This is a genomic window from Streptomyces sp. NPDC017529 (genome assembly GCF_044329785.1).
Lineage (GTDB): Bacteria > Actinomycetota > Actinomycetes > Streptomycetales > Streptomycetaceae > Streptomyces.
The window spans coordinates 98,827-124,021 of record NZ_JBIRJY010000009.1; the positions used below are offsets into that span (position 1 = coordinate 98,827).

A 25,195-nucleotide genomic window follows, 5' to 3' on the forward strand; every position below is an offset into this window, starting at 1 on the left:
TGCGTCCTATCGAGACCATGCCGAGGCAGCAGACGGCGGACACGGAAGCCATGACGAGGGCCAGTTTCAGTTTGCCGGTCGGCGTGCACCAGGCCAGAACGAGGCATAAGGCGGCCGTCGCCACCGCGGCCATGAGGAGCAGGTAGGGGAGGGGGAGGGCCGCGAGCACGGGGGCTGGGTTCCTTTCGGGGTGCGGGAGGGCGGGTGGCTGGTTGGAGGCTATTTCCCTGGTGGCGTTTTCCCGTTTCCGTCGTCCGGGTCTTTCCCGTCCCTCTCCCGGTGCCATGCCTCCAGTTCCGCGCGGACGCGGCGGTCCATGGCCATGGAGAGTTCGGCGTCGACGATGCCCTTGGAGATGGGGCGGAGTTTCTCGATGGTCTGGGTGATGCGGGCGGCCTCGGTGGGGTCGAGGGGCTCGCCGGCCGCGGCGCGGTCGAGGACGCCGGCCAGTACGTGGGTGCGGATGACCGAGATGAACAGGTCGGCCAGGGCGTCGGCGTGGGTGCGGACCGCGCGGCCCGCTTCGAGGACGGCGGCCAGCGGGACGCCGTTGGCGACGAGTTCGGTGGAGGCGTCCAGCAGGCGGCGGCTGATGTGGACGAACTCGTCACCGTCCACGGCCAGGTAGCCGATGTCCAGGGAGGTGGAGAGGTTTTCGGGGGTGACGTCGTCCTTGAAGTGGTCGGCGAGTTCCTCGGGGGTGAGGCGTACGGGGGTCTCCTCGGACCAGGGTGCGACGAGGGTGTCTTCCAGGCCGAGGAGTTCGCCGACGTCGCGGCCGTTGTCGAAGGCGGAGAGGAGTTCGGCGATGCCGCCGAGGGTGTGGCCGCGTTCGAGCAGGCCGGCGATGGTGCGCAGGCGGGCGAGGTGGTGTTCGTTGTACCAGGCGATGCGGCCTTCGCGGCGCGGCGGCGGGATGAGCTTGCGCTCGCGGTAGAAGCGCAGGGTGCGGACGGTGATGCCGGCTTCCTTGGCCAGGTCGGTCATGCGGAGTTCGCGGGGGCCGGCGCCGGGGGTGTCCGGTTCGGCGGGGGGTTCGGGATCGCCGTGCGTCTTCTCTGCCACGGACTCACCCTATGTCGGCTCACCGGGCCCAAGCCGAGGTGCAACCAGCGGTAACTTCCCGCCGCACACCCCCTACCGCTCGGTACGTACGTGTCCTACCCTCAATCGTGCCAGTGATTGCTGGCGCGATTGGGTAAGGGTCCGAAGGTTCGACGGTCGAGAACTCGGGAGGCGGCGGCATGGCCGAGCGCGAACACGAGCACGTGCGGGTGGCGGTGATCGGATCGGGGTTCGGTGGTCTGGGGGCGGCCGTACGGCTGCGACGCCAGGGCATCACCGACTTCGTGGTCCTGGAGCGGGCCGGCTCGGTGGGCGGCACATGGCGTGACAACAGCTATCCGGGATGCGCGTGCGACGTGCCCTCGCACCTGTACTCGTTCTCCTTCGCGCCGAATCCCGAGTGGCCGCGCAACTTCTCCGGGCAGCCGCACATCCGCGCGTACCTGGAGCGGGTCACCGACACCTTCGGGCTGCGCCCGCACCTCCGCTTCGACTCGGAGGTGCGCAGCCTGCGGTGGAACGGGGAGGGGCTGTACTGGGAGATCGAGACGGCGAGCGGGGCGCTGACGGCGGATGTGGTCGTCTCGGCGACCGGGCCGTTGTCGGACCCGAAGGTGCCGGACATACCGGGGCTGGACTCCTTTCCGGGGAAGGTGTTCCACAGCGCGCGCTGGGATCACGACTACGACCTGCGCGGCAAGCGGGTCGCCATGATCGGTACGGGTGCCTCGGCGATCCAGATCGTGCCGTCCATCCAGCCGGCGGTCGGCCGGCTCACGCTGTTCCAGCGCACCCCCGCCTGGGTGCTGCCGCGCGCCGACCGGAAGATCAGCGGGCTGGAGCGCTGGCTGCACACCAAGGTTCCGGCGACCCGGGCCGCGCGCCGCGGTCTGCTGTGGGGGATCAGGGAGTTGCAGGTCAGCGCGTTCACCAAGCGGCCGAACGAGCTGGGCCTGATCGAGGGGCTGGCCAAGGGGCACATGAAGCGGGCCGTGCAGGACCCGGCACTGCGGGCCAAGCTGACGCCGGACTACCGGATCGGGTGCAAGCGGATCCTGTTGTCGAACACGTACTATCCGGCGCTGACCCGGCCGAATGTGGACGTGGTGGCGGGTGGGCTGAAGGAGGTCCGGGGGAAGGTGCTGGTCGCTTCGGACGGTACGGAGACCGAGGCCGACGCGATCGTCTTCGGTACGGGCTTCCATGTGACGGACATGCCGATCGCGCACCGGGTCACCGGCGCCAACGGCACCACGCTGGCCGAGGAGTGGAAGGACGGGATGGAGGCGCTGCGCGGTACGACGGCGGCCGGCTTCCCCAACTTCCTGACGATCATCGGGCCCAACACGGGGCTGGGGAACAGCTCGATGATCCTGATGATCGAGTCGCAGCTGAACTATCTCGTGGACTTCATGCGGCAGTTGGATGTGCTGGGCGGGAAGATCGCACTGAATGCCCGGCCCTCGGCCGTGCACGCCTGGACGCGCGGCATCCAGAAGCGGATGGAACGCACCGTGTGGACGACCGGCGGCTGCGACAGCTGGTACCTGGACTCCAACGGCCGCAACACCACCGCCTGGCCCGGCACGACGGCCGAGTTCCGCAAGGTCACGCGGCAGGTGGACCTCGCCGAGTACGAGGTGCTGCGCGTCCCCGCGTCGCGTGCGGGCGCGCGGCCGGAGCAGGCGGCCGCGAAGGCGGTGGCGTGATGGCGGTGACGCCCGTGACCCGCGGCCGGTACGCGCCGCCCGCGCCGCGCAGGAAGCTGACCGCCACCTCGGCCGACGGGTCCCGGCTGTACGCGGAGATCCACGGACCCGAGGACCCGGGCGCTCCGACCGTCGTGCTGTCGCACGGCTGGACCTGCTCGACCGCCTTCTGGGCCCCGGTCGTACGGGACCTGGCCGCCGACCACAAGGTGGTGCTGTACGACCAGCGGGGACACGGCCGTACCCCGGCGGTGGGCCCGCGCGGCTACACCACCACCGCGCTCGCCGACGACTTGGTGGCCGTGCTGGGCGCGGCCCTGGAGCCGGGGGAGCGGACCGTGCTGGCCGGGCACTCCATGGGCGGTATGACGATGATGGCCGCGTCGGAGCGCCCGGAATTCGGGGAGCGGGCCGCCGCCGTACTGCTGTGCAGCACCGGCAGCGCGAACCTGACGGCGGAGTCCATGGTGATACCGATGCGCTCGCCGGGCGGGCGGCGCATCGCCCATCAGGTCGTCCTCGGGTCGCGGGCGCCGCTCGGGCCGGTCACCGCGGTCGCCAAGCGGATCCTGAAGTACGCCACGATGGGGCACGGCGCCACCCCGGAGCAGGTGGAGGCGTGCGCGCGCATCGTGCACGCCTGCCCGGCGGGCGTGCGGTCGAGGTGGGGCAAGGTGCTGGCCGGACTGGAACTGACCGGGGGCGCGGCGCGGCTGGAGGTGCCCACCGCCATCGTCGCGGGCACCGCCGACCGGCTGACCCCGATCGTGCAGTCCCGCCGGTTGGCCTCCGTGCTGCCCCGGTTCGAGGGGCTGACCGAACTGGCCGGAGTTGGGCACATGACGCCCATCGAGGAGCCGGACGTGGTCGTGGACCGCATCCGCGAGCTGGTCCGGGACCACCTCCGCACCCCCGAGACGACCACCACCGAGGTGAAGGAGACGTCCCGATGAGCGCACGCAGAAGCCTGGAAGGGCAGGTCGCCGTCGTCACCGGCGCGGCGCGCGGGGTCGGCGAACTCCTCGCCCGCAAGCTGTCCGCGCGCGGCGCCACGCTCGCGCTGGTCGGCCTGGAGCCCGAGGAACTGGCCAGGGTGGCCGCCTCGTTGCACGGCGAGGCGGCCCACTGGCACGCCGACGTCACCGACCACGAGGCGATGGCCGAGGTGGCCCGCGAGGTGAAGGCGCGCTTCGGCAAGGTGGACATCGTGGTCGCCAACGCCGGGGTGGCCACCGGCGGCCCGTTCGTCGACTCCGACCCGGTGTCCTGGCGGCGGGTCATCGAGGTCAACCTCATCGGCGGCGCGGTCACCGGGCGGGCGTTCCTGCCCGTCCTGATGGAGTCCCGCGGCTACTTCCTCCAGATAGCCTCGCTCGCCGCCCTCACCCCGGCGCCGATGATGACCGCGTACTGTGCCTCCAAGTCCGGCGTCGAGGCCTTCGCGCACAGCCTGCGCGCCGAGGTCGGCTACAAGGGCGTACGGGTCGGTGTCGGCTACCTGAGCTGGACCGACACGGACATGGTGCGCGGCGCGGACGCGGACGACGTGATGCGCGAGCTGCGGCAACGGCTGCCCTGGCCGTCGAACAAGACGTATCCGCTGGGTCCGGCCGTGGACCGGATCGTGGCGGGTATCGAACGCCGGTCCTCGCACGTGTACGGCCAGTGGTGGCTGCGCGGGATGCAATCGGTGCGCGGCTGCCTGCCGTCCGTCATCGGGACGGTGGGGCAGCGCGAGATGCGCCGCTTCGGCGACCGGCTGGAGGGGATGCGCGTGGGGCTGGTCGGCGCGGGCGGGGAGGCGGACGAGAAGGTGCGGACGAACCGCTGAAACGGGCGCGCGGTGCCGTACCGCACAGTGCGCGCGTACGAGGGGTGCTCCCGTTCCGCGGGCGCACCCCTTCCCCGTGTCCCGCCGGTTACTTGGCGACCTTCAGCGACGCCGGCCAGCCGTACCGCTGCGCCGCCGCGAACAGGTCCTTGATGTCCTCGGGGGCGAGCTTCACGCAGCCCAGCGAGCGGTAGTCGGAGTCGCCGTCCCAGCGGTACGGGGCGTCCCGCCCGGGGTGCGCCGGGCCCTGGGTGCCGTCGGGCCGCATCTCGCTGTGCAGGAACAGGGCGGTGCGCCGGGTCCGGCCGTCGCGGCACACCTGGTCCGAGACCCGGATCGCGTACCCGTTGATGCCGTCGCGCCCGCCCTGCTTGCGCGTGGTGTGCGAGAGCACCCGGTACGTACCGTCGGGCAGCCAGCCCCGGTTCTTCGCGCACTCGTCGCGCCCCGCCCGGCCGCCCTGGCCGGAGCCGGCGCGGTAGGCGGCCAGCACCCTGCCCGTGGCGGAGTGCACCAGGCGCACGCGGGACGCGGACGGGTCGCGCCGGTTCTTGTCGAAGTGCAGGGAGGTCCCGCCGGCCCGTGCCGTGGGTTCGGCGGGGGCGGGCCGCCCGGCGTGGGCGGGCGCCGCGGTGGTGGCGAGCCCGGCCGTCAGCGCCGCGGTCGCGGCCAGTGACGCCGTGCATATGCGTGATGCCATGCGGGTGCTCCTGTCGGGTGGTGCGGTCGGTGTTCAGCCGTCGCGCGGTGGCAGTGCGGGGCGCCGCCGGTCGGGGACGTCCGACAGGTCGGGCGGGGTCGCGGCGGGGTGGCGTTCCAGCAGGTCCAGGGCGGTGCGCACGGCGACGCCGAGCTGCGGGTGGCGGCCCTCGGCCCAGTCCAGCGGCGAACGCGGCGCCTCGATGTCGGGCGCGACGCCGTGGTTCTCCACGCCCCAGCCGTACGCGTCGAACCACGCCGCGTTCATCGGCACCGTGATGTACGTACCGTCGCTGAGCCGGTGCCGCCCCGTCATGCCGACCACGCCGCCCCAGGTGCGCAGGCCCACCACCGGGCCGATGCCCTGGAGCTTGAACGCCGCGGTGATCATGTCGCCGTCGGAGGAGGTCATCTCGTCGGCGACCGCGACGACCGGGCCGCGCGGCGCGTTGCTGGCGTACGAGACGGGCCGGGCGTTGCGCGTCAGGTCCCAGCCGACGATGGTGCGGGTCAGCTTCTCGACGACCAGTTCGGAGATGTTGCCGCCCGCGTTGCCCCGCACGTCCACGATCAGCGCCGGGCGCGAGACCTCCATGCGCAGGTCGCGGTTGAACTGCGCCCAGCCGGAGCCGCCCATGTCGGGGATGTGCAGGTAGCCGCACCTGCCGTCGCTCAGCTCGCGCACCACCTCGCGGCGCTTGGCGACCCAGTCCTGGTAGCGCAGCGGCCGTTCGTCGATCAGCGGCACCACCGCCACCCGCCGGGAGGGCCCGCCGCCCTCCGGCGCGAACGTCAGCTCCACGGTGGTGCCGCCGGCCGCCGCCAGCAGCGGGTAGGGGCCCGTCACCGGGTCGACCCGCCGGCCGTCCACGTGCGTCAGCGCCGCGCCCTCGCGGATGCCCGTACCGGCCAGCGGCGAGCGGGCCCGGGAGTCGGAGGAGTCGCCGGGCAGGATGCGCTGCACCACCCAGTAGCCCTCGCGCAGCACGAAGTTGGCGCCGAGCAGGCCCATGGCGCGCTGGTAGTGCGGCGGGCCCTCGTTGCGCTTGCCGGGGGTGACGTACGCGTGCGAGGTGCCCAGCTCGCCCAGCACCTCGCGCAGCAGGTCGGCGAACTCGTCGGGGGAGGCGACGCGTTCGACCAGCGGCCGGTACTGGTCCAGTACGGCGTCCCAGTCGAGGCCGCACAGCCCCGGGTCCCAGAAGTACGCGCGGGTGATCCGGCCCGCCTCGTCGTACGCCTGGCGCCACTCGGCGGGCGGGTCCACGTCGTGCAGGATGCGCCGCGGGTCCAGGTAGACCGTCGAGTCGGCGTCCGGCGGCTCCGTGGCGGGCACCGCCCGCAGGTCGCCCTCGTCGTTGACGACCAGCCGGGTGCCGTCGCCGCTGAGCGCGAACGAGTCGATCGCGCCGGTCAGTTCGGTGCGCTTGGCCTTGACCAGGTCGAAGTGCTCCAGCGTGGGCTGGCCCGAGGTGTTGTCGGGGTTGGCGAAGGTCTCGCCGAGCGCGCCGGAGATCGGCCAGCGCAGCCAGACCAGCCCCCCGCCGCTGACCGGCCGCAGCGCCGAGTACTTCGACGCGGAGACCGGGAACGGCGTCACCCGGCTGGCCAGGCCCTCCACCTCCACCAGCGCCGTGCCCTCGGCCGTGCCCGGGGCCTCCGCCGGGTCCAGGCCGCCCGCCGCGGGCCGCCCGTCGGCGGAGAGCTGGAAGGGGGAGGGTGTCGCGGAGGACAGCGGTACGAGGTAGGGGCGGCAGCCGAGGGGGAAGGACAGGTCGCCGGTGTGCACGTCGTAGACCGGGTCGAAGCCGCGCCAGGACAGGAACGCGAGGTAGCGGCCGTCGCGGGTGAAGACGGGCTGCTCGTCCTCGAAGCGGCCGTTGGTGACGTCCACGACGGTGCGGGCGGGCCCCTCGCCGTTCGCGGAGCCGTTCCCGTTCAGCCGGGCCATCTTGATCTGCCGCAGCGTCCGGCCGATGCCGGGGTGTGACCAGGTCAGCCAGCCCGAGTCGGGGGAGAAGGCCAGGTCGCGGACCGGGCCGTTGCGGGACCTGATCAGCTCGGTGACCCCGCCGTCGCCGTCCGCCGAGGCGTCCACCAGCAGCAGCCGCCCGTCGTGCGCGGCCACCGCGAGCCGCTCCCCGTCGGGCGCGGAGACCAGTTCGTGGACGCGGCCCAGGCGGCCGGCCGCGAGCCGGCGCGGTGCGCGGGGGATGCCGGCCTTGGGCAGGTCGGCGATCTCGACGGCGTCCTCGCCCTCGGCGTCGGTGACGTAGGCGATGCGGCCGGTGGAGCCGAGCATCTCGGGCAGCCTGACCCGTACGCCCGGCTCGTCGTGGATGGTGCGCGCCGGGCCGTCGCGGTGGGTGAGCCAGTACAGGCTGCCGCGTACGCCGACGGCGCTGGCCCGCCCGGTGGTGTCCACCGCGAGGGAGGTGATGTGCGAACCGGCCGGTACCTGGTAGGTGCGGCGGCCGGCCCGCGGACCTCCGAGGCGCACCGGGAGGCGGCTCGGCTTGCCGCTCGGGCCCAGGTCGTCCACCAGCCACAGGTCGCCGCCGCACTGGTAGACGATGCGCTGCCCGTCGGTGGACGCGTGCCGGGCGTAGAAGTCGGCGTGGTCGGTGTGCCGCCGCAGGCCGGTGCCGTCCGGCCGGCAGGAGTAGACGTTGGCGACGCCCTCGTGGTCGGAGAGGAACGCGATCCGGTCACCGACGAACATCACCGCGTCCAGGTGCCCGCACAGGTCCGGCAGCAGCCGGGTGCCGTGCAGCCACATCCGGCCCATCGCGCCGCCGCGGTAGCGCTTCCAGGAGGCGGGCTCGTGCGGCGGCTTGCCGGTCAGCAGCAGCGTCCGGCGCTCCACCGTGTCGTCGTGGTTGCCGTCGGGGCCGCCGTCGGCGACGTTCCCGTACGGGTGGCCGTCGCCCGCCAGCCGGTGCCCGTCCGCGGCGAAGTCGGCGACCGCGAGGTCGGAGACCGGCCCCCAGGGGAGCCGGCCGCCGGGGCTGCCGTCGGTGGGGACGCTGTAGGCCCAGGAGTAGTACGAGAAGGGCTGGCCGTGCGAGGAGACGGCGAGGATGTGGCCGTCCGGGGTCCAGCCGCAGACGCGTGCGTCGGTGCTCCCCCAATAGGTCAGCCGGCGGGCCGGGCCGCCGTCCACGGGCGCGAGGTGGATCTCGGGGTCGAGGCTGCGCCAGGTGGTGAAGGCGATGTGTCTGCCGTCGGGGGAGAACCGCGGGTGGCTGACCCGGGTGCGGTCGACCGTGAGCCGCCAGGCCCGGGGCGCATCGCCGCCGTCGGTCGTCAGCGGGGCCACCCAGAGGTCGTCCTCGGCGGCGAAGCACAGCATCTCGCCGTGGAGATGCGGGAACCGGAGATACGCGCCGTCACTCACGCACCCATGTTTTCGGCGCGCGCGGACGGCGGCAACTCGACCGGTGGCGGTGATCCGTGACGCACACCACCATCGAAACGCTTCCGTTTCGCTTGTGACCGGAGGTACCGTCAGGCCGTACCGAAGCTGTACGAAACCGTTTCGTTCATGTCGATGCGTTCACCGAGGAGGTGTGCCGCGATGGGCCGCAGCCGGCTCACCCCCGAGCGCGAGGCCGAGCTGTACGCGGCCGTGCTCGACCTGCTTCGCGAGGTCGGGTACGACGCCCTGACCATGGACGCCGTCGCCGCCCGCACCCACGCCAGCAAGGCCACCCTCTACCGCCAGTGGCAGGGCAAGCCGGAACTGGTCGCCAAGGCGCTCCACCACCACAAGCCCGTCCACCTCGCCGACATCGACACCGGCAGCATCCGCGGCGACCTGCACGCCATGGTCTCCCGCGGGGACGACTGCGAGATGGAACGCGACTCCGCGCTGCTGCGGGGCCTCGTACGGGCCGCACACGACAACCCCGACCTCCACCAGGCGCTGCGCGACCTGATCGTCAACCCGGACATCTCCGGGATGGACGCGATGCTCGCCCGCGCCGTCGAGCGCGGCGAGATCCCCGCCGACCGTCCCGCGCTCGCCTACGTACCGCACATGCTGGTCGGCGCCTTCGTCGCCCAGCAGCTCATCGAGGACCGGCCCCCGAACCGCGCCTTCCTCGCCGATTACGTGGACGCCGTGGTCCTCCCCGCCCTCGGCGTCTGACCGGCTCCGGCCCGCCGGGCCGGACACCGTCCCCAACCCCATAACGGCAGCACTCGACGCGCCGCTCTCGTCGTCGGGCCGGCTCCGTACGCCCTTGTACGTCCCTGACCCGACGGGAGCACCCCTTCTCGTGGCCACATTCCTCTACAAGCTCGGACGGTTCGCCTTCAGGCGACGCCGGTTCGTCGCCCTGATATGGGTGGCGCTGCTGGCCGTCGCCGGCGTCGGCGCCGCCACCGCGTCCTCGCCCGCCGCCGACTCCTTCTCCGTACCGGGCACGGAGTCACAGAAGACCTTCGACCTGCTGGGCGAGCGCTTCCCCGGCACCAAGGCGGACGGCGCCACCGCACGCGTGGTCTTCAAGGCGCCCGACGGGCGGCAGGTGACCGCGCCCGCGCAGAAGCAGGCCGTCGAGAAGGTCGTCGGCGAGCTGAAGTCCTCGTCGCCGCAGGTCGCCTCGGTCTCCGACCCGTACCTGGCCAAGGGGGTGGCCAAGGACGGCACCATCGCGTACGCCCAGGTCACCTACAAGGTCTCCGGCTTCGAGCTGAAGGACGACGCGCGCGACGCGCTCAAGGAAGCGGCCCAGCACGGCAGGGACGCCGGGCTGACCGTCGAGATCGGCGGCAACGCGCTCCAGGCGATGCCGGAGACCGGCGCCACCGAGGTCATCGGCATCGTCATCTCCGCCGTCGTCCTCGTCATCACCTTCGGCGCCCTGATAGCCGCCGGCCTGCCGCTGCTGACGGCGCTGATCGGGGTGGGCATCGGCGTCTCGTCCATCACCGCGCTCGGCAGCGTCCTGGACCTGTCCAGCACGACGTCCACCCTCGCCATGATGATCGGCCTCGCCGTCGGCATCGACTACGCGCTGTTCATCGTCTCCCGCTACCGGGCCGAGCTGGCCGAGGGCCGTGAGCGCGAGGAAGCGGCCGGGCGCGCGGTCGGCACCGCCGGGTCCGCCGTGGTCTTCGCCGGACTGACCGTCGTCATCGCCCTCGTGGGCCTGTCGGTGGTCAACATCCCGATGCTCACCAAGATGGGCATCGCGGCGGCCGGCACGGTCGTCATCGCCGTCCTCGTCGCCCTCACCCTCATCCCGGCGCTGCTGGGCTTCGCCGGCAAGCGCGTGCTGAGCCGCAAGGCCCGCAAGGCGGGCGCCGCTCCCGCCGGTGAAGAGGACGGCGGCAAGCCGAACACGGGCACCCGCTGGGCGCGCTTCGTGCTGCGCCGCCCGGTCGCCGTGCTGCTGGCCGGGGTCGTCGGCCTGGGCGTCATCGCCGTACCCGCGAGCTCGCTGGAGATGGGCCTGCCGGACGACGGCGCGCAGCCCACCAGCACCACCCAGCGCAAGGCGTACGACCTGCTCTCCGACGGCTTCGGGCCCGGCTTCAACGGGCCGCTGATGCTGGTCGTCGACGGGCAGGGCGGCAAGGACCCGAAGGCCGCCGCGGCCGGGGTCGCCGCCACCGTCGCCAAGCTGGACGGCGTCGCGGCCGTCACCCCGCCCACCTTCAACCAGGCCGGGGACACGGCGATGCTGAGCGTCGTGCCGAAGTCCAAGCCGAGCAGCACCGAGACCGAGGACCTGGTCCACGAGATCCGCGGCAAGGCGGGCGACGCGGCGCGGGACGCCGACGCGCGGGCGCTGGTCACCGGCACCACCGCGATGAACATCGACGTCTCCGAGAAGCTCAACGACGCCCTGCTGCCCTATCTGGCGCTGGTGGTCGGCCTGGCCTTCGTGCTCCTGATGGTCGTCTTCCGCTCGGTCCTGGTGCCGCTGAAGGCCGCGCTCGGCTTCCTGCTCTCGGTGGTCGCGGCGCTCGGCGCGGTGGTCGCGGTCTTCCAGTGGGGCTGGCTGGCGGACCTGTTCGGCGTCGAGCAGACCGGCCCGGTCATGAGCATGATGCCGATCTTCATGGTGGGCGTGGTCTTCGGCCTCGCCATGGACTACGAGGTCTTCCTCGTGACGCGGATGCGCGAGGCGTTCGTCCACGGGGAGCGCCCCGGACAGGCGGTCGTCACCGGCTTCCGGCACGGCGCGCGGGTGGTCACGGCCGCCGCGGTCATCATGATCTCGGTCTTCGCGGGCTTCATCGGCTCCTCCGAATCCATGATCAAGATGATCGGTTTCGGGCTCGCCGTCGCGGTCTTCTTCGACGCGTTCGTGGTCCGCATGGCCATCGTCCCCGCCGTCCTCGCGCTCCTCGGCCGCGCCGCGTGGTGGCTGCCCAAGTGGCTCCAGCGGGCCCTGCCCAACGTGGACGTCGAGGGCGAACAGCTCCAGCGGCACCTCGCACCCGAGCCGGCCGCGCAGCCGGAACCGGCCAAGGTGTGACACGCCCCGGGGCGGCCGCGTGAGCGGCGCCGCCGCCCCGGCACGCGCCGCCCCGTGGGGACGGGGCGCGGCGCGGACAGAGGCCCGGCGGCGGGCTCCCGTACGAGAACGGGGCCTGCCGCCGGGCCTCTGCCGTGGGGCGCCGGGACCGGACCGGGACCGGACCGGGGCCGGGTCAGCCGGTGCGCCCGGCCAGCGGCGGCGCGGCGTACACCGCTTCGACCAGCGCGAGGTTGCGGTGGTCGCCGCCCGACGTGCCGCCCCCGAACTTGTTCATCGTGTACGCGTACGACAGCCGGTTCTCCGGGTCGGCGAAGGCCAGGGAGCCGCCCGCGCCGCCGTGGCCGAAGGCGGCCGGGTTGGTGCCGAAGTACCCGGACGAGTTGACCATGTACCCGGTGGCCCAGGTGAACGGCAGGTCGTTCGCCAGGATGCCGCCGAGCACCAGGTCGGTCTCGCCGGGGCGGCTCTGCGGCTCCCGCATCGCGGCGAGGGTGCCGGGGCCGACCAGTTCGCCGCCGGCCAGGGCGCGGTAGACCGCCGCCAGGCCGCGGGCGGTGGCGTTGCCGTTGCCGGCGGGGATCTCGGCGGAACGGCAGGCGGCGCTGTTCACGTCGCCCAGCGGCAGGTGGTTCATGGCGAGGGCGAACGCGGCCATCGGGTGGGCGTCCAGGGACCGCACCGGCCCCTCGGGCAGCCCGGAGACGGCACCGCTGAGGGAGCCGCCGCCGTCCGGGCCGATCAACTGGGCGCAGCGGGCGTGCTCTTCGGCGGGCGTGCCGATGTACAGGTCGGCGCCGAGCGGCCCGGTGATCTCCGTACGCAGGAAGGTGCCGAGCGAGACGCCGGAGACGCGGCGTACCACCTCACCGACCAGGAAGCCGAAGCTGACGGCGTGGTAGCCCTGCGCGCTGCCCGGCTCCCACCACGGTTCGGTGGCCGCCAGCGCCGCGCAGGTCTTCTCCCAGTCGTACACGTCCTCGGGCGTCAGGCGCTCGCGCGGCCCGACCAGGCCCGCGCGGTGGGACAGCAGCCAGCGCACCGGCACGTCCGCCTTGCCGGCCTGCGCGAACTCGGGCCAGTACCGGGCGACGGGCGCGTCGAGGTCCAACTCGCCCCGGTCGGCGAGCAGGTGGGCGCACAGGGCGGTCATGCCCTTGCTGGTGGAGTACACGTTGACCAGGGTGTCGCGCTCCCACGGGCGGGTGGCGGCGGCGTCGGCGTGCCCGCCCCACAGGTCGACGACGAACTCGCCGTCGAGGGTCACCGCGAACGCCGCGCCGACCTCCCCGCGCTCGGTGAAGTTGCGCTCGAACTCGGCTCGTACGTTCTCGAACCCGGGGGCGCAGGTGCCCTGAACGGATGCTGTCACGGTCACCGGATCCTCCCGAGAGGGCAGATGGTTGCCCCAGTAACCTAACTCCGGTCCGTGGCAGCGGTCCAGAGCCCCGCCCAGGCCGGCCCGGACGCCCGGACGCCGGCGACGCTCTCGTCCACCAGTCACGATGCGGACCTGATCGCCCAGGGCGTGTCAGTGGCGGAGCCCGGCCACCTGCGACGGGTCTTTGAACAGCGACTCCAGTCCGGGGAGCCGTTCAGCACGGCGTGCCATGAGATACACCCGATGGCGAGTGCGTTGTACCTCGTGCAGCAGAGCGAATCCCTGAGTCTCGTAGTAGCGGACCAGGCCCGGGAACATGCAGCCGCGCCTCACCCATTCCTTCCCTTCGCGTGCGGCGCGGTCCACGGCCCACAGAGCGATCAGGGTTCCAGGCTTCTGCTCGCGGTAAGAGGGGTCTGTCACGGTGGTGAAGAGGTAGTACGCGGGCTCGGCGAGTTCCTCGGAGGTCCACCCCCATGGCGGGGTTTCTTCCTGCACGGTGGTGCACCCGACGATGCGGGCGTGGTGATCTTCGAGCACCCACATCGTGCCGTGGGAATTCTCCGCTTGGGCGGAAAGGTTGTCCGCGCTGTCGCGCCACGTCGGCATACCACGCTCTTCGAGCCACGTGGAACGCGAGTGGATCACGGCTGCGATGGCGTCGGTGTCGGCCGAGGTGGCCGGGCGCATGGCGAACATCTGTGACTCCGCATCTTCGAACGCCCAGGTAGCCATGTGCAGGTTTATGACCTGGAGGAGCTGGGCGTCGACCTCGCTCTCGACCAACTCGCCGAGAGATCCAACGGCCAGTTCGTCTCCTCGAAGGTCTCCCGGATCGAGACGGCCAAGACAGCGGCCAAGGCCAAGGATGTTGAGGCACTGCTCGACCTGTACGCCGAGATGGGCCGCGACGTGAGCGAAGAGCTTCGCGCCGCACTGTTGCTGCTCACCAAAGAGGGCGGCCAACGCGGCTGGTGGCACTCGTACCGCCCGCGAGAACTGGGCAGCTTCTCGGTACTGGGGTTCGGCCCGCATGTTGACCTCGACGATAAGGAAGAACACATGATCCACGTTGGCGACGCCTCCGTACTCTCCGTCAGCTGGCGGAAGTCCTCGTACAGCGACACGGGAGCACAGTGCGTCGAATGCGCCATCGTCGATGCCGAGACGGTGGCCGTACGGGACAGCAAGGACCCGCACGGTCCGGCACTGCTGTTCGACCGCGGGCAGTTGGCCGCGTTCGTCTCCGCCGTGGCCGTAGGCCGGCTCGGGGGCATGGCGCGTTAAACCGCCGTGCGCTCCCGCCGCGAGGAGTCCTCGTCCAGCAGTCGTGCCGCCATGTTGTCCAGCGCGCGGGCCAGCCGCGCCCGGTCCTCCGGGTCGTCGGCGGTCCAGCCCTCCAGCCGCTCGTCCAGCCAGCCGCGCCAGGCCACGATCAGGCGGTCGATCTCGGCGCGCCCCGCCTCGGTCAGGACCAGCCGCCCGTCGTCGTGCCGCGCGTACCCGGCCGACACGGCCCGGGTGAAGACCGGCTCCAGCACCTCGTCCGGCATCCGGTGTGCCTGCGCGACGGCGGGCAGCGACGTCTCGCCGTGGATGCGCGTACGCCAGTGGATCTGGCCCAGCGCCCACGCCTGGCCGGGCGTGAGCGGGCTGCCGGACGCGGCCAGCACCTCCAGGCTCACCGGGCCCTCCGCCTTGCGCATCGTCCGGGCCACCGCCCGCTCCAACTGCTGGTCGGAATCGGTGGAGTCGGGCGCGGCGAAGCCCTCGCCCAGGTCGCCCGCGGCGGCCCGCGCGCTGTCGCGCAGCGGCACCTCCTTGAGGAACCACGCCATCAGGAACCCGGCCACCGCGACCGGCACGACCCACTGGAAGACGTAGTTGACGGTGTCGGCGTACGCGTCGATCACCGGTCTGGCCTGCGCGGCGGGCAGTTGGTGCAGGGCCTGCGGGCTCGCGGCGGCCTGCGGCGGCACGCCCGGCGCCTGGGCCAGCGCCGACTTGAGGTTGGGGTCCAGCCGGTTGCTGTAGAGGGTGCCGAAGACGGCGGTGCCGAAGGACGAGCCGAGGGTGCGGAAGAAGGTCACGCCGGAGGTCGCCGAGCCCAGCTCGTGGTAGTTCACGGTGTTCTGCACGGCGATGGTCAGCACCTGCATGGCCAGCCCGATGCCGAGGCCGAGCACGAACATGTACAGCGATTCGAGCCAGACGCCGGTGTCCGCGCCCATGGTGGACATCAGGTAGAGGCCGAGCGCCATCACGCCCGTACCGACGATGGGGAAGACCCGGTAGCGGCCGGTCCTGCTGACGACGACGCCGGAGAGCATCGAGGTGCCCAGCAGCCCGGCGACCATCGGGAGCGTCCGTACGCCCGACATGGTCGCCGAGACGCCGTCCACGAACTGGAGGTACGTCGGCAGGTACGTCATCGCGCCGAGCATCGCGAAGCCGACGATGAAGCTCAGGGCCGAGCAGACGGTGAAGACCGGGTTGCGGAAGAGGTGCATGGGGAGCATGGGCTCCTTGGCCCGTAGCTCCACGAAGACGAAGGCGGCCAGCAGTGCGAGCGAGCCCGCGAACAGGCCGATGATGACGGGCGAGCCCCAGGCGTACTCGTTGCCGCCCCACTCCAGGCCCAGGACCAGTCCCGAGGCGCCCAGCGCGACGAGCACGATGCCGGTGTAGTCGATGAGCGGGCGCACCGCCGACCGGACCACCGGGATGGTGCGGGCCGCCATGACGACCATGACGATCGCGATGGGGATGTTGACGTAGAAGCACCAGCGCCAGGACGCGTGGTCGGTGAACAGGCCGCCCAGCGTGGGCCCGACGACCGTCGTCACGCCGAAGACGGCGCCCAGCGCCCCCTGGTACTTGCCGCGTTCGCGCAGCGGGATGACGTCCGCGATCAGCGCCATCGCGGTCACCATCAGGCCACCGCCGCCGACACCCTGCACGGCGCGGGCGACGACCAGCATCAGCATCGAGGTGGAGGCGCCGGCCAGGACGGATCCGCCGACGAAGACCACCGCGCTCACCTGGAAGATGATCTTCCGGCCGAAGAGGTCGCCGAACTTGCCGACCAGGACCGTGGAGACCGTCTCGGCCAGCAGGTACGCGGTCACCACCCACGCCATGTGCCCGCCGCCGCCCAGGTCCGCCACGATCGTGGGCAGCGCGGTGGACACGATCGTCTGGTCCAGGGCGGCCAGCAGCATGCCGAGCACGATCGTGGTGAAGACGAGATTGGTGCGGCGGCGGCTGAGCGCGGGCGGAGCGCTGCGCGCTTCGGGTGCGGAGGCTTGCGCGGCGGCCGTGGTCATGGACCAAGCCTTTGCGCCAATGCCCCGCTTCGCCACCTTTTGCTGCTGTGGGGGTGACGCGCCGTTGCCTTTTCGCGCCCCGAGCGCTCTTGCGACCCATGTGCAGCACGGCCACGATGAAGGGGTTGCGCGGCTGAGCGGAGACCCTCATGCACGTACCCGACGGATTCATCGACGCCCCCGTATCGGCCGCCACCGGCGTCTTCGCCGCGGCAGCCGTCGCCGTCAGCCTGCGCGGCGCCCGCCGCGAACTGGGCGCCTCCGGGCCGGACGCCGGCCCCGGCGGCCCCGGCGAGCGCACCGCGCCGCTCGCGGGCCTGGTCGCCGCCTTCGTCTTCGCCGTCCAGATGCTGAACTTCCCCGTCGCCGCCGGAACCAGCGGTCACCTGCTGGGCGGCGCGCTGGCCGCCATCCTCGTCGGCCCGTACACCGGTGTGCTCTGCGTGTCCGTGGTGCTGCTCATGCAGGCCGTGCTCTTCGCGGACGGCGGGCTGACCGCGCTCGGCGTCAACATCACCGACATGGCCGTGGTGACCACCGTCGTCGCGTACGGGATCTTCCGCGGCCTGGTCAAGGCGCTGCCGCGCGGCCGCCGCGCGGTCACCGCCGCCTCCTTCGCGGCCGCCGCCGTCTCCGTACCGGCCGCGGCCGCCGCCTTCACCGGCCTCTACGCGCTGGGCGGCAGCACCGACGTGCCCCTCGGCGCGGTCCTCGCGGCTATGACCGGCGTGCACGCCCTCATCGGACTCGGCGAGGCCGCCATCACCGCACTGACCGTCGGTGCGGTCCTCGCCGTGCGCCCCGACCTCGTGTACGGGGCGCGGGGCCTGGCCAGGCCGCTCGAACTGCGGACTTCCCCCTTGGCCGGGCCCGCGGAAGGAGCGGGGGCGCGGGAGCCCGCCGGGGAGCCGGAGCCGGCGGGGGCACCGCGGCCCACCGCCCGGCGCTCCACCCGGCGCTCCACCCGGCGGGTCTGGCTGGCCGGCGTCGCCGCCGCCCTCGTCTGCGCGGGCGGCGTCAGCTACTACGCCTCCGCCAGCCCGGACGGCCTGGAGAAGGTCGCCCGGGACAAGGGCCTGGACGCCAAGGCCGAGGAGCACGCCGCCAAGGACTCGCCGCTGGCCGACTACGGCGTCCGGGACGTCGCCGACCCCCGGATCTCCGGCGGGCTCGCCGGCGTGCTCGGCGTGGGCGCGACGCTCGCCGCCGGCACCGGCGTCTTCCTGGTCGCACGGCGCCGCCGCACCGCGGCGGCGGACGCCGCCGCGGCACCCCGGAACACGCCGGAAACGGCCTGACATGGGCGCCGGGCACGCCCACCGGCTCTACCGGCACGGGCACTCGCCGGTGCACGCGCTGCCGCCGCACTGCAAGATCGCGGCGGTCCTCGGCTTCGTCCTGACCGTGGTCGCCACGCCGCGCACGGCCGTGTGGGCCTTCGCCCTGTACGCGCTGCTGCTCGCCGCGGTGGCCGCGGCGGCCCGCGTGCCCGCCGGCTTCCTGCTCAAGCGGCTGCTCGTCGAGGTGCCGTTCGTGGCGTTCGCCGTCCTGCTGCCGTTCGCCGCCACCGGGCCGCGGGTGCACGTCCTGGGGCTGGCGCTGAGCGAGTCCGGGCTCTGGGGCGCCTGGAACATCCTCGCCAAGGGCACACTGGGCGTCGCCGCCTCCGTCCTGCTCGCCGCCACCACCGAGCTGCGCGGCCTGCTGCTCGGCCTCCAGCGGCTGCGGATGCCGCCGCTGCTCGTCCAGATCGCCTCCTTCATGATCCGGTACGCCGACGTGATCACCGACGAGCTGCGGCGGATGCGCGTCGCCCGCCTCTCCCGCGGCTTCGAAGCGCGTGGCGTACGCCACTGGGGCGTGCTCGCGAAGTCCGCCGGCGCCCTGTTCATCCGCTCCTACGAACGCGGCGAACGCGTCCACCTCGCCATGGTCAGCCGCGGCTACACCGGCACCCTGCCGGCCCCGGACACCGCCGCCGCGACCGGCGCCCAGTGGACCCGCGCCGCCGCCCTGCCCGCCGCCGCCCTCGCCGTATGCCTGCTGGGATGGACGCTGTGAACAACCCCGTGACCACGCTCGCCGGCGGCCCCGTACCGGCCCGCGGGCCCGCCCTGGAGATCGCCGGACTCGCCTACGCCTACCCCGCCGGCCACCAGGCCCTCTTCGGCGTCGACCTGACCGTGGCCCGCGGCGAGCGGGTCGCGCTGCTCGGGCCCAACGGCGCCGGCAAGACCACCCTCGTCCTGCACCTGAACGGCATCCTCACGCCCGGCGCCGGCACGGTCACCGTCACCGGGCTGCCCGTCGGCAGACGGCACCTCGCCGAGATCCGCCGCCGCGTCGGCATCGTCTTCCAGGACCCCGACGACCAGCTGTTCATGCCCACCGTCCGCGAGGACGTCGCGTTCGGGCCCGCCGCCGCCGGGCTGCGCGGCGCCGAGCTGGCGGCCCGCGTCACCGAGGCGCTCGCCCGTGTCGGCATGGCGGACCACGCCGACCGCCCGCCGCACCACCTCTCCTTCGGGCAGCGGCGCCGCGTCGCGGTCGCGACCGTCCTCGCGATGCGCCCGGACATCCTCGTCCTGGACGAGCCGTCCTCCAACCTCGACCCCGCCTCCCGCCGCGAACTCGCCGACATCCTGCGGGCCTTGGACGTGACGGTGCTGATGGTCACGCACGACCTGCCGTACGCGCTCGAACTGTGCCCGCGCGCCGTCGTGCTGTCCGGAGGCGTCATCGCCGCCGACGGGCCCACCCAGCAGCTGCTGAGCGACACGGAACTGATGGCCACGCACCGACTCGAACTGCCCTTCGGATTCGATCCGCGCTCTGTGACGATCCCCACGTCCTGACGGCACCCCCGTACCCCGCCTTCGCCGGTGGCCCTGGTCACCAGCACTGATCCGCGCGTTGCACCATTGATAGGTCACAAACGCGACGGATGAGTGGGAAGCGGGAAACAGTGGTGGACGTCCAGGGCACGGTCGCGGACGGCTTCGAGCCGGTCCGGGACGCCTTCGCGGCCAACTTCGCGCGGCGCGGCGAGCGCGGCGCGGCTGTCGCCGTCTACCGGCACGGGCGCAAAATCGTCGACCTGTGGGGCGGCGACCGGGACGCGGACAGCGCCGAGGCGGGCGCGCCGGGCGCCGGCACGCCCTGGGAAGCGGGCACCGCCCAGGTCATCCGCTCCGCAACCAAGGGCATCGCCGCCGTCGTCCCCCTCCTCCTGCACCAGCGCGGCCTGCTCGACCTGGATGCCCCCGTCGGCACGTACTGGCCCGAGTTCAAGGCGGCGGGCAAGGACCGCGTCCTCGTCCGCCACCTCCTCTCGCACCGCGCGGGACTGCCCGTCCTGGACACCCCGCTCACCCCCGGACAGGCCGTCGACGGCGTCAGCGGCCCCGCGGCGCTCGCCGCCCAGGCCCCCGCCTGGACACCCGGCGCCGAACACGGCTACCACGCCCAGACCTACAGCTGGCTCCTGGCCGAACTCGTGCACCGTGTCACCGGCCGCACCATCGGCGGCTGGATCGCCGACGAGATATCCGGGCCGCTCGGCCTGGAACTGTGGGTCGGCGCACCCGCCGACGCGCGCGCCCGCACCGGCCGCCTCGCCGACGTCGAGGCACCGGCCCCGCCCGCCGCCGCCGGACTGCGCGTCCGCCCCAAGCGCAACGTCTCCGACGCCTACCGCGACCCCGCCTCCCTCACCCGGCGCGCCTTCGGCGCCATCACCCCGGCCCCCGACGAGAACGCCGACGCCTACCGCGCCGCCGAACTCCCCGCCTCCAACGGCATCGCCACCGCCCGCGCCCTGGCCCGCTGCTACGCCGCGCTCATCGGCCCCGTCGACGGCCACCCCCGCCTCTTCGCGCCCGCCACGCTCACCCTGGCCCGTACGGAGGAGTCGGCGGGCCCCGACCGCACCCTCGTGGTCAACACCCGCTTCGGCCTCGGCTACATGCTGCACGGCCCCGCCTCGCCCCTGCTGGCCCCCGGCTCCTTCGGCCACCCGGGGCGCGGCGGCTGCCTGGCCTTCGCGGACCCCGAGTCCGACACGGCCTTCGGGTACGTCACCAACGGCATGCAGCAGAACGTCACGGCGGACCCGCGCGCCCAGGCCCTGGTACGCGCCCTGCGGGCCGCGCTCGAAGAAGCCTGACCACCCGCCGCCGCGCGCCGGAAGTGTCACGGGGGACGCGAGGGGCACCCGTACGCCCTGACCATCCGCCGACCGGCACGAAGGAGTCGACATGGGCGACGAGCGCAGGACGAAGGACCCCCGGGAGGCCGCGTCCGGACGGGACGAGAAGCCGCGGGACCGGCGCGGCGAGCGGGACCGCAGCGCCGAGGAAGTCAACGCGGACCAGCCGTCCGTACGCGGCGAGAAGCCGAAGCCGGCGCCGAAGCGGTACTGAGGCCGGGCCGGTCCGGTCCCCGGCCCGTATCGCGCTCTGTTGCTTCCGGGACCCTTGCGCCAAGGTGGGCCCATGAGGCGATTCGACGGCTACCGCGTCATGATCACCGGCGCGGGACGGGGCATCGGCGAGGCCACCGCCCGGCGGCTCGCCGCCGAAGGGGCGCGGGTCCTGGCCACCGACCTGGACGGGGGCCGCGCCGAGAAGGCGGCCGCGCGCATCCGCGAGGACGCCGGCGTACGCGGCAGCGGCGGCACCGCCGAGGCCCTCGCCTGCGATGTCGCGGACCGCACCGCCGTCGAAGCGGCCGTGGCCCACGCCGTCCACCGCTTCGGCGGCCTCGACGTCCTGGTCAACAACGCGTGCCGGTGCTCGCCCGACCCCCCGCTCTTCGAGGACCAGACGGACGAGAACTGGCACGGTGACCTCGACGTCACCCTCGGCGGCGCGTTCCGCTGCGCCCGCGCGGCCCTGCCCCACCTGGCCGCCGCCGGCGGCCGCGGCGCGATCGTCAGCGTCGGCTCGGTCAACGGCGAGCAGGACTTCGGCAACCACGCGTACAGCGCCGCCAAAGCGGGTCTGGCCTCCCTCACCCGCACGCTCGCGGGCGAGGCGGCGGCCCGCGGCGTACGGGTCAACCTCGTCGCCCCCGGCACGGTCGACACCCCCAACTGGGCCGGCCGCCCGGACGCGCTGGAGCGGGCCGTGACCGCCTACCCCCTCGGCCGCGTCGGCCGCCCCGAGGACGTCGCCGCCGCCGTCGCCTTCCTCGCCTCCCGGGACGCCGCCTGGATCACCGGCGTCACGCTCCCGGTGGACGGCGGCATCCTGATCGCCAACAAGCCCTTGCGCGACGCACTGCGCGGCGACCCCGGGTAGGGCGGTCCTAGCGCAGCATCAAGGCGATCCCCGCCACCATCAGCCCCGCCGCCGCCAGGCGTGGGGCGCCGAAGCGTTCCTTGAAGAACAGGGCCCCGATGGCCGCGCCGACGATGATCGAGGACTCGCGAAGGGCGGCGACGGGGGCCAGGGCGGCCCGGGTCTGGGCCCACAGGACCAGGCCGTAGGCGAGGACGGAGAGGGCTCCGCCGGCCAGGCCGCGCAGGGCTGTCGGCCGGAGCTGGGCGAGCAGCGTGCCGCGCCGGGTGGCCAGCGCGTAGGCGGGAATGGCCAGCCCTTCGAGGACCATCAGCCACGCGATGTAGCCGAGCGGCGTGCCGGAGGCGCGTACGCCGACGCCGTCGACCGTCGTGTACGAGGCGATGGCCAGACCGGTGGCGAGGGCGGCGGCGAGGGCCGGCCAGTGGGGCTTCGCGCCGGAGCCGCGGACGCCCCAGAGGGCGACACCGACCAGGCCCGCCGAGGCGAGGACGACGCCGCCCATGGCCCAGGCGTCCGGCACCTCGCCGACGAAGACGGCGGCCAGGACCGTGACGACGAGCGGCGCGGTGCCGCGCGCGATCGGGTACATCTGCCCGAACTCGCCCAGCCTGAACGACTGCATCAGCAGGACCTGGTAGACGACGTGGAGGACCGCCGAGCCGATGAGGGGCACCCAGGCGCCGGGCGCCGGGAGCGGCGCGAAACAGGCCAGGAGCGCCCCGCAGACCGCTCCGCCGCCGCCCACCAGCGTGAAGGCGAGCAGCTGGTCCTTGATGTTGTGGGCGATCGCGTTCCAGCCGGCGTGGGTGACGGCCGCGACGAGGACGGCGGCGACGACCAGCGGGCTCATACGGCCCGCTCGCCGGTCAGGGGCGGGCGGGCGGCTTCGTGACCGTGCGGTGAATGGCGCATGGCCCGCACGCTAGCTGTAGCTGTACGGGCCACGCGATGGTGCCGAGGAGGGAGAGTGCCAGATCACCCGGTGCGGGGGCGGCTCACCCGGCGCCGAGGATGGCGCGGACGACCGGGCCGGCGTTCGAGCCGCCGTGGCCGCTGGCCGGGACGACGGCCGCCGCGGCCAGGTCCCCGCGGTAGGCGGTGAACCAGGCGTTCGGCTTCTCCTGCCCGTCGACCTCGGCCGAGCCGGTCTTCGCGCCGATGTCGCCGCTGAGCCCGCTCATCGCCTCCGCCGCCGTACCGGACGTGGCGGTCAGCTTCATCAGGGACTTCAGCGCGGACGCGGTGCCCGGCTTCATCGCGCCGGGGGCCTTGGCCGCCGCCCGGTCGCCGAGCGAGGGGGCGACGATGTACGGCTGGCGGAAGCCGCCGTTCTGGACGGTCGCCGCGACCGAGGCGACGGTCAGCGGGTTCATCCGCACGCCGCCCTGCCCGATCAGCGAGGCGGCCATCTGCGCGTCGCTCTGCACCGGGACCGCGCCGTCGAAGGTCGGGATGCCGGTCTGCCAGTTCAGGCCGATGCCGAAGACGTCGCGGGCCTCCTTCGTCAGGTCGTCGTTCCGCAGCTTCTCGGCCATGGAGATGAACGCGTTGTTGCAGGAAGCGGCGAAACTCTGCGCGAAGGTGCCGTTCTTGATCTCGGTCTTGTTCAGGTTCTGGAACTTCCAGCCGCCGACCGTCACGAACTTCTCGCACGGGTGCGGCTTGTCCGGCGCCGTCAGCCCCTTGTCGATCAGCAGCGCCGCCGTGACGATCTTCATCGTCGAGCCGGGCGCCAGCGACCCCTGGGCGGCCGTGTTGAAGCCCTTCTCCGGCGAGTTGGCGATGGCCAGGATCTCGCCGGTGCTCGGCTTGAGGGCCACGGCGGACGCCTTCGGCTTGCCCTTGACCGCCTTTTCGGCCGCCGTCTGCACCGCGGCGTCCAGCGTGGTCTTCAGCGTGCCGGGCTTGCCCTTGGAGAGCACCTTCAGCGTCTCGTCCGGCCGCTGCGCCTTGTCGCCGCCGGGCCGGTCGACGAACAGCTCGACACCCGGCTTGCCGTCCGTCTTCTTGCCGAACTTGTCGCGCAGGCTGTCCAGCACCCCGGCCAGCGCCGGGTGCGCCTCCTTGGTCAGCTCGGTGCCGTTGCGGTCCACGGCCTTGATGGGCGGCGCCTCGGACTCGCCGGTGCGCAGCACGTCCCCCTTGCCCAGCTTGGGGTGCAGGATGCTCGGCGCCCAGGCGACGCGCGGCTCGCCGGTCTCGGGGTCCCGCTTGACGGTCAGTGAAGTGCCGTAGGAGACCGGCGCCTTCATGCCCTTGTAGGAGATCTCCGCGTCGACCGTGTAGGCGACCTTGTCACCGGAGGCCTTGCCCGGGGTCAGCTTCAGGCCCGTGAAGTGGGTCTGCTTGGGGTACGCGGTCAGGCCGTCGGTGGCGGCCTTGACGTCGTCGGTGAGCGCGGCGGCCTTGTCGGCGGCCCCCGACTTCCAGGCGGCGAGGAACTCCCCGGCGGTGCCGGTCACTTCCCCCGCGGACAGCGGGCCGGACTTCACCTCGGGCTTGCCGGGGCCGCCCTTGCCGTCCCCGGCCGCGCGGACCTCCTGCGGCTTGTCGTCGCCGGATCCGCCCAGCAGCGCGTAGCCGCCGACGCCGACGCCGCCCACGGCCAGGGCCACCGCCCCGCCGATCAGCCCGTTCCTCACCTCACGGCGCATCTCGCCGATCCCCTCCCGAATCCTCGTTCTTCAGCACGCACACAAGAACGTGCAGCGCACTCTATGGGACACGGGGTGCCGGAGTGAGTATCGGTCCTGTGACGTACGCGTCCCCGGCGGCGGGTCAGGACCGCGGCGGGCGCCCGGTGTTCCGCGGCGACCGGTGGTCCGGCACGACCACCTGCACCGCGGAGACCCGGAAGACCGTGGTCTTCTGGCCGTCGACCTCGGTGGTGGCCATCAGCCCGACCGCTTCCCCGAGCAGTGGATTTCTGCTCTCCTGCCAGGTCAGGCCCGGATAGTGCTGCCGCTCCGCCCAGCTCTCGGCTTCCTGCCTGGCCTGTTCGACGTCGAGGAACGCGGCGAGGGCCAGCTCCTTGCAGGCGGGCGCGACGGTGCGCAGCGACCCGTGGTCCTCGACCTGTTCGGGCTTGTTGTGCTCGATGACGTATACGAAGTTCGGCGTACTCAATTACGGTCCCTCCCGAGCCGTCCCAGGCCGTAAGGCGGCGATCGGCATTGGCCGGCATTGCTCGATGACGACCGAGCATGACCACCACTCCCCGGGGGCCGGCTGCCCCCGGCAGAGCGGGTGGGCGCGGCCGACGTTTCGCTCCATGGGGAGACGAGTGCCCCGGCCGGAGCGTTGGACGCCAACGGGCCGAGCGCACCGCCGTGGCCCTCTACGAAGTGGGTGCCCAGCGCACCGAGCGGGTCTGGTTCGTGACCTGATCCG

General features: G+C 73.0%; 21 protein-coding genes. 12 read left to right on the forward strand and 9 right to left on the reverse strand.

The annotated features are described in order from the left end of the window. Positions 1 to 219: 219 nt before the first annotated feature. Positions 220 to 987 (reverse strand): MerR family transcriptional regulator, encoded by a 768-nt coding sequence (locus tag ACH4K4_RS23455; protein ID WP_398170009.1) that lies wholly within the window; start codon positions 985 to 987, stop codon positions 220 to 222. A gap of 257 nt (positions 988 to 1,244) precedes the next feature. Here ACH4K4_RS23455 and ACH4K4_RS23460 point away from each other — a divergent pair, with 257 nt between their 5' ends. Genes ACH4K4_RS23460 through ACH4K4_RS23470 form a run of 3 tightly spaced genes read left to right on the forward strand, consistent with a single transcriptional unit; the run spans position 1,245 to position 4,605 of the window. Beyond that, positions 1,245 to 2,774 carry a flavin-containing monooxygenase gene (locus ACH4K4_RS23460; RefSeq protein WP_398169759.1) on the forward strand — a complete coding sequence of 510 codons (1,530 nt, stop codon included), beginning with the start codon at positions 1,245 to 1,247 and terminating at the stop codon, positions 2,772 to 2,774. Next, positions 2,774 to 3,727 (forward strand): alpha/beta fold hydrolase, encoded by a 954-nt coding sequence (locus ACH4K4_RS23465; protein WP_398169761.1) that lies wholly within the window; start codon positions 2,774 to 2,776, stop codon positions 3,725 to 3,727. The genes ACH4K4_RS23460 and ACH4K4_RS23465 overlap by 1 nt, the downstream gene beginning before the upstream one ends. After that, on the forward strand, positions 3,724 to 4,605 hold the full coding sequence (locus ACH4K4_RS23470; RefSeq protein ID WP_398169763.1) for an SDR family oxidoreductase: 882 nt from the start codon (positions 3,724 to 3,726) through the stop codon (positions 4,603 to 4,605). Before ACH4K4_RS23465 ends, ACH4K4_RS23470 begins: the two co-directional genes overlap by 4 nt. Before the next feature lie 88 nt (positions 4,606 to 4,693). Here ACH4K4_RS23470 and ACH4K4_RS23475 read toward each other — a convergent pair whose 3' ends face one another. Next, positions 4,694 to 5,305, reverse strand: coding sequence for a L,D-transpeptidase family protein (locus tag ACH4K4_RS23475; protein ID WP_398169764.1), 612 nt, complete (start codon positions 5,303 to 5,305; stop codon positions 4,694 to 4,696). 33 nt (positions 5,306 to 5,338) lie between these two features. Next, positions 5,339 to 8,656 (reverse strand): S41 family peptidase, encoded by a 3,318-nt coding sequence (locus tag ACH4K4_RS23480; RefSeq protein WP_398170010.1) that lies wholly within the window; start codon positions 8,654 to 8,656, stop codon positions 5,339 to 5,341. Positions 8,657 to 8,881: 225 nt separating this feature from the next. Here ACH4K4_RS23480 and ACH4K4_RS23485 point away from each other — a divergent pair, with 225 nt between their 5' ends. Together ACH4K4_RS23485 and ACH4K4_RS23490 are read left to right on the forward strand one after the other, a co-directional pair. Further along, positions 8,882 to 9,454, forward strand: coding sequence for a TetR/AcrR family transcriptional regulator (locus tag ACH4K4_RS23485; protein ID WP_398169766.1), 573 nt, complete (start codon positions 8,882 to 8,884; stop codon positions 9,452 to 9,454). A 130-nt stretch (positions 9,455 to 9,584) separates the two neighbouring features. Then, a complete protein-coding gene (locus ACH4K4_RS23490) occupies positions 9,585 to 11,795 on the forward strand; it encodes an MMPL family transporter (RefSeq protein ID WP_398169767.1) in 2,211 nt (736 codons plus the stop codon). Between the two features lie 175 nt (positions 11,796 to 11,970). On the opposite strand, the gene ACH4K4_RS23495 is transcribed toward ACH4K4_RS23490, so the two are convergent. Both ACH4K4_RS23495 and ACH4K4_RS23500 read right to left on the reverse strand, forming a co-directional pair. After that, a complete protein-coding gene (locus tag ACH4K4_RS23495; RefSeq protein ID WP_398169768.1) occupies positions 11,971 to 13,173 on the reverse strand; it encodes a serine hydrolase domain-containing protein in 1,203 nt (400 codons plus the stop codon). A 153-nt stretch (positions 13,174 to 13,326) separates the two neighbouring features. Continuing rightward, entirely contained in the window at positions 13,327 to 13,911 is a 585-nt protein-coding gene (locus ACH4K4_RS23500; RefSeq protein ID WP_398169770.1) for a GNAT family N-acetyltransferase, read from the reverse strand. Here ACH4K4_RS23500 and ACH4K4_RS23505 point away from each other — a divergent pair, their 5' ends adjacent. Beyond that, on the forward strand, positions 13,912 to 14,463 hold the full coding sequence (locus ACH4K4_RS23505; protein WP_398169771.1) for a DUF397 domain-containing protein: 552 nt from the start codon (positions 13,912 to 13,914) through the stop codon (positions 14,461 to 14,463). Here the strand turns inward: ACH4K4_RS23505 and ACH4K4_RS23510 are convergent. Next, positions 14,460 to 16,502: an MFS transporter gene (locus tag ACH4K4_RS23510; RefSeq protein ID WP_398169772.1), complete on the reverse strand. Its 2,043-nt coding sequence runs from the start codon at positions 16,500 to 16,502 to the stop codon at positions 14,460 to 14,462. The genes ACH4K4_RS23505 and ACH4K4_RS23510 overlap by 4 nt on opposite strands. A gap of 149 nt (positions 16,503 to 16,651) precedes the next feature. Between ACH4K4_RS23510 and ACH4K4_RS23515 the strand changes: the two genes are divergently transcribed. From ACH4K4_RS23515 to ACH4K4_RS23540, 6 genes are all read left to right on the forward strand, one after another. Next, positions 16,652 to 17,800, forward strand: a complete 1,149-nt coding sequence (locus ACH4K4_RS23515) for an energy-coupling factor ABC transporter permease (protein ID WP_398169774.1) — start codon at positions 16,652 to 16,654, stop codon at positions 17,798 to 17,800. A 1-nt stretch (position 17,801) separates the two neighbouring features. After that, complete coding sequence (gene cbiQ, locus ACH4K4_RS23520; protein WP_398169775.1) at positions 17,802 to 18,563, forward strand: cobalt ECF transporter T component CbiQ; 762 nt, start codon at positions 17,802 to 17,804, stop codon at positions 18,561 to 18,563. Next, entirely contained in the window at positions 18,551 to 19,357 is an 807-nt protein-coding gene (locus ACH4K4_RS23525; RefSeq protein WP_398169776.1) for an energy-coupling factor ABC transporter ATP-binding protein, read from the forward strand. The genes cbiQ and ACH4K4_RS23525 overlap by 13 nt, the downstream gene beginning before the upstream one ends. 89 nt (positions 19,358 to 19,446) lie before the next feature. Beyond that, the gene (locus ACH4K4_RS23530; protein WP_398169778.1) at positions 19,447 to 20,667 is read left to right on the forward strand and encodes a serine hydrolase domain-containing protein; all 1,221 of its coding nucleotides are present in this window, start codon (positions 19,447 to 19,449) and stop codon (positions 20,665 to 20,667) included. Between the two features lie 91 nt (positions 20,668 to 20,758). Continuing rightward, entirely contained in the window at positions 20,759 to 20,923 is a 165-nt protein-coding gene (locus ACH4K4_RS23535; RefSeq protein ID WP_360127264.1) for a hypothetical protein, read from the forward strand. Between the two features lie 72 nt (positions 20,924 to 20,995). After that, entirely contained in the window at positions 20,996 to 21,802 is an 807-nt protein-coding gene (locus ACH4K4_RS23540; protein ID WP_398169779.1) for an SDR family NAD(P)-dependent oxidoreductase, read from the forward strand. Positions 21,803 to 21,809: 7 nt separating this feature from the next. On the opposite strand, the gene ACH4K4_RS23545 is transcribed toward ACH4K4_RS23540, so the two are convergent. The 3 genes from ACH4K4_RS23545 to ACH4K4_RS23555 form a co-directional block, all read right to left on the reverse strand. Continuing rightward, entirely contained in the window at positions 21,810 to 22,655 is an 846-nt protein-coding gene (locus ACH4K4_RS23545) for an EamA family transporter (RefSeq protein ID WP_398169781.1), read from the reverse strand. Between the two features lie 145 nt (positions 22,656 to 22,800). Next, complete coding sequence (locus tag ACH4K4_RS23550) at positions 22,801 to 24,459, reverse strand: penicillin-binding transpeptidase domain-containing protein (protein WP_398169783.1); 1,659 nt, start codon at positions 24,457 to 24,459, stop codon at positions 22,801 to 22,803. A 124-nt stretch (positions 24,460 to 24,583) separates the two neighbouring features. Beyond that, positions 24,584 to 24,931, reverse strand: coding sequence for a hypothetical protein (locus ACH4K4_RS23555; RefSeq protein ID WP_398169785.1), 348 nt, complete (start codon positions 24,929 to 24,931; stop codon positions 24,584 to 24,586). Positions 24,932 to 25,195: the final 264 nt, after the last annotated feature.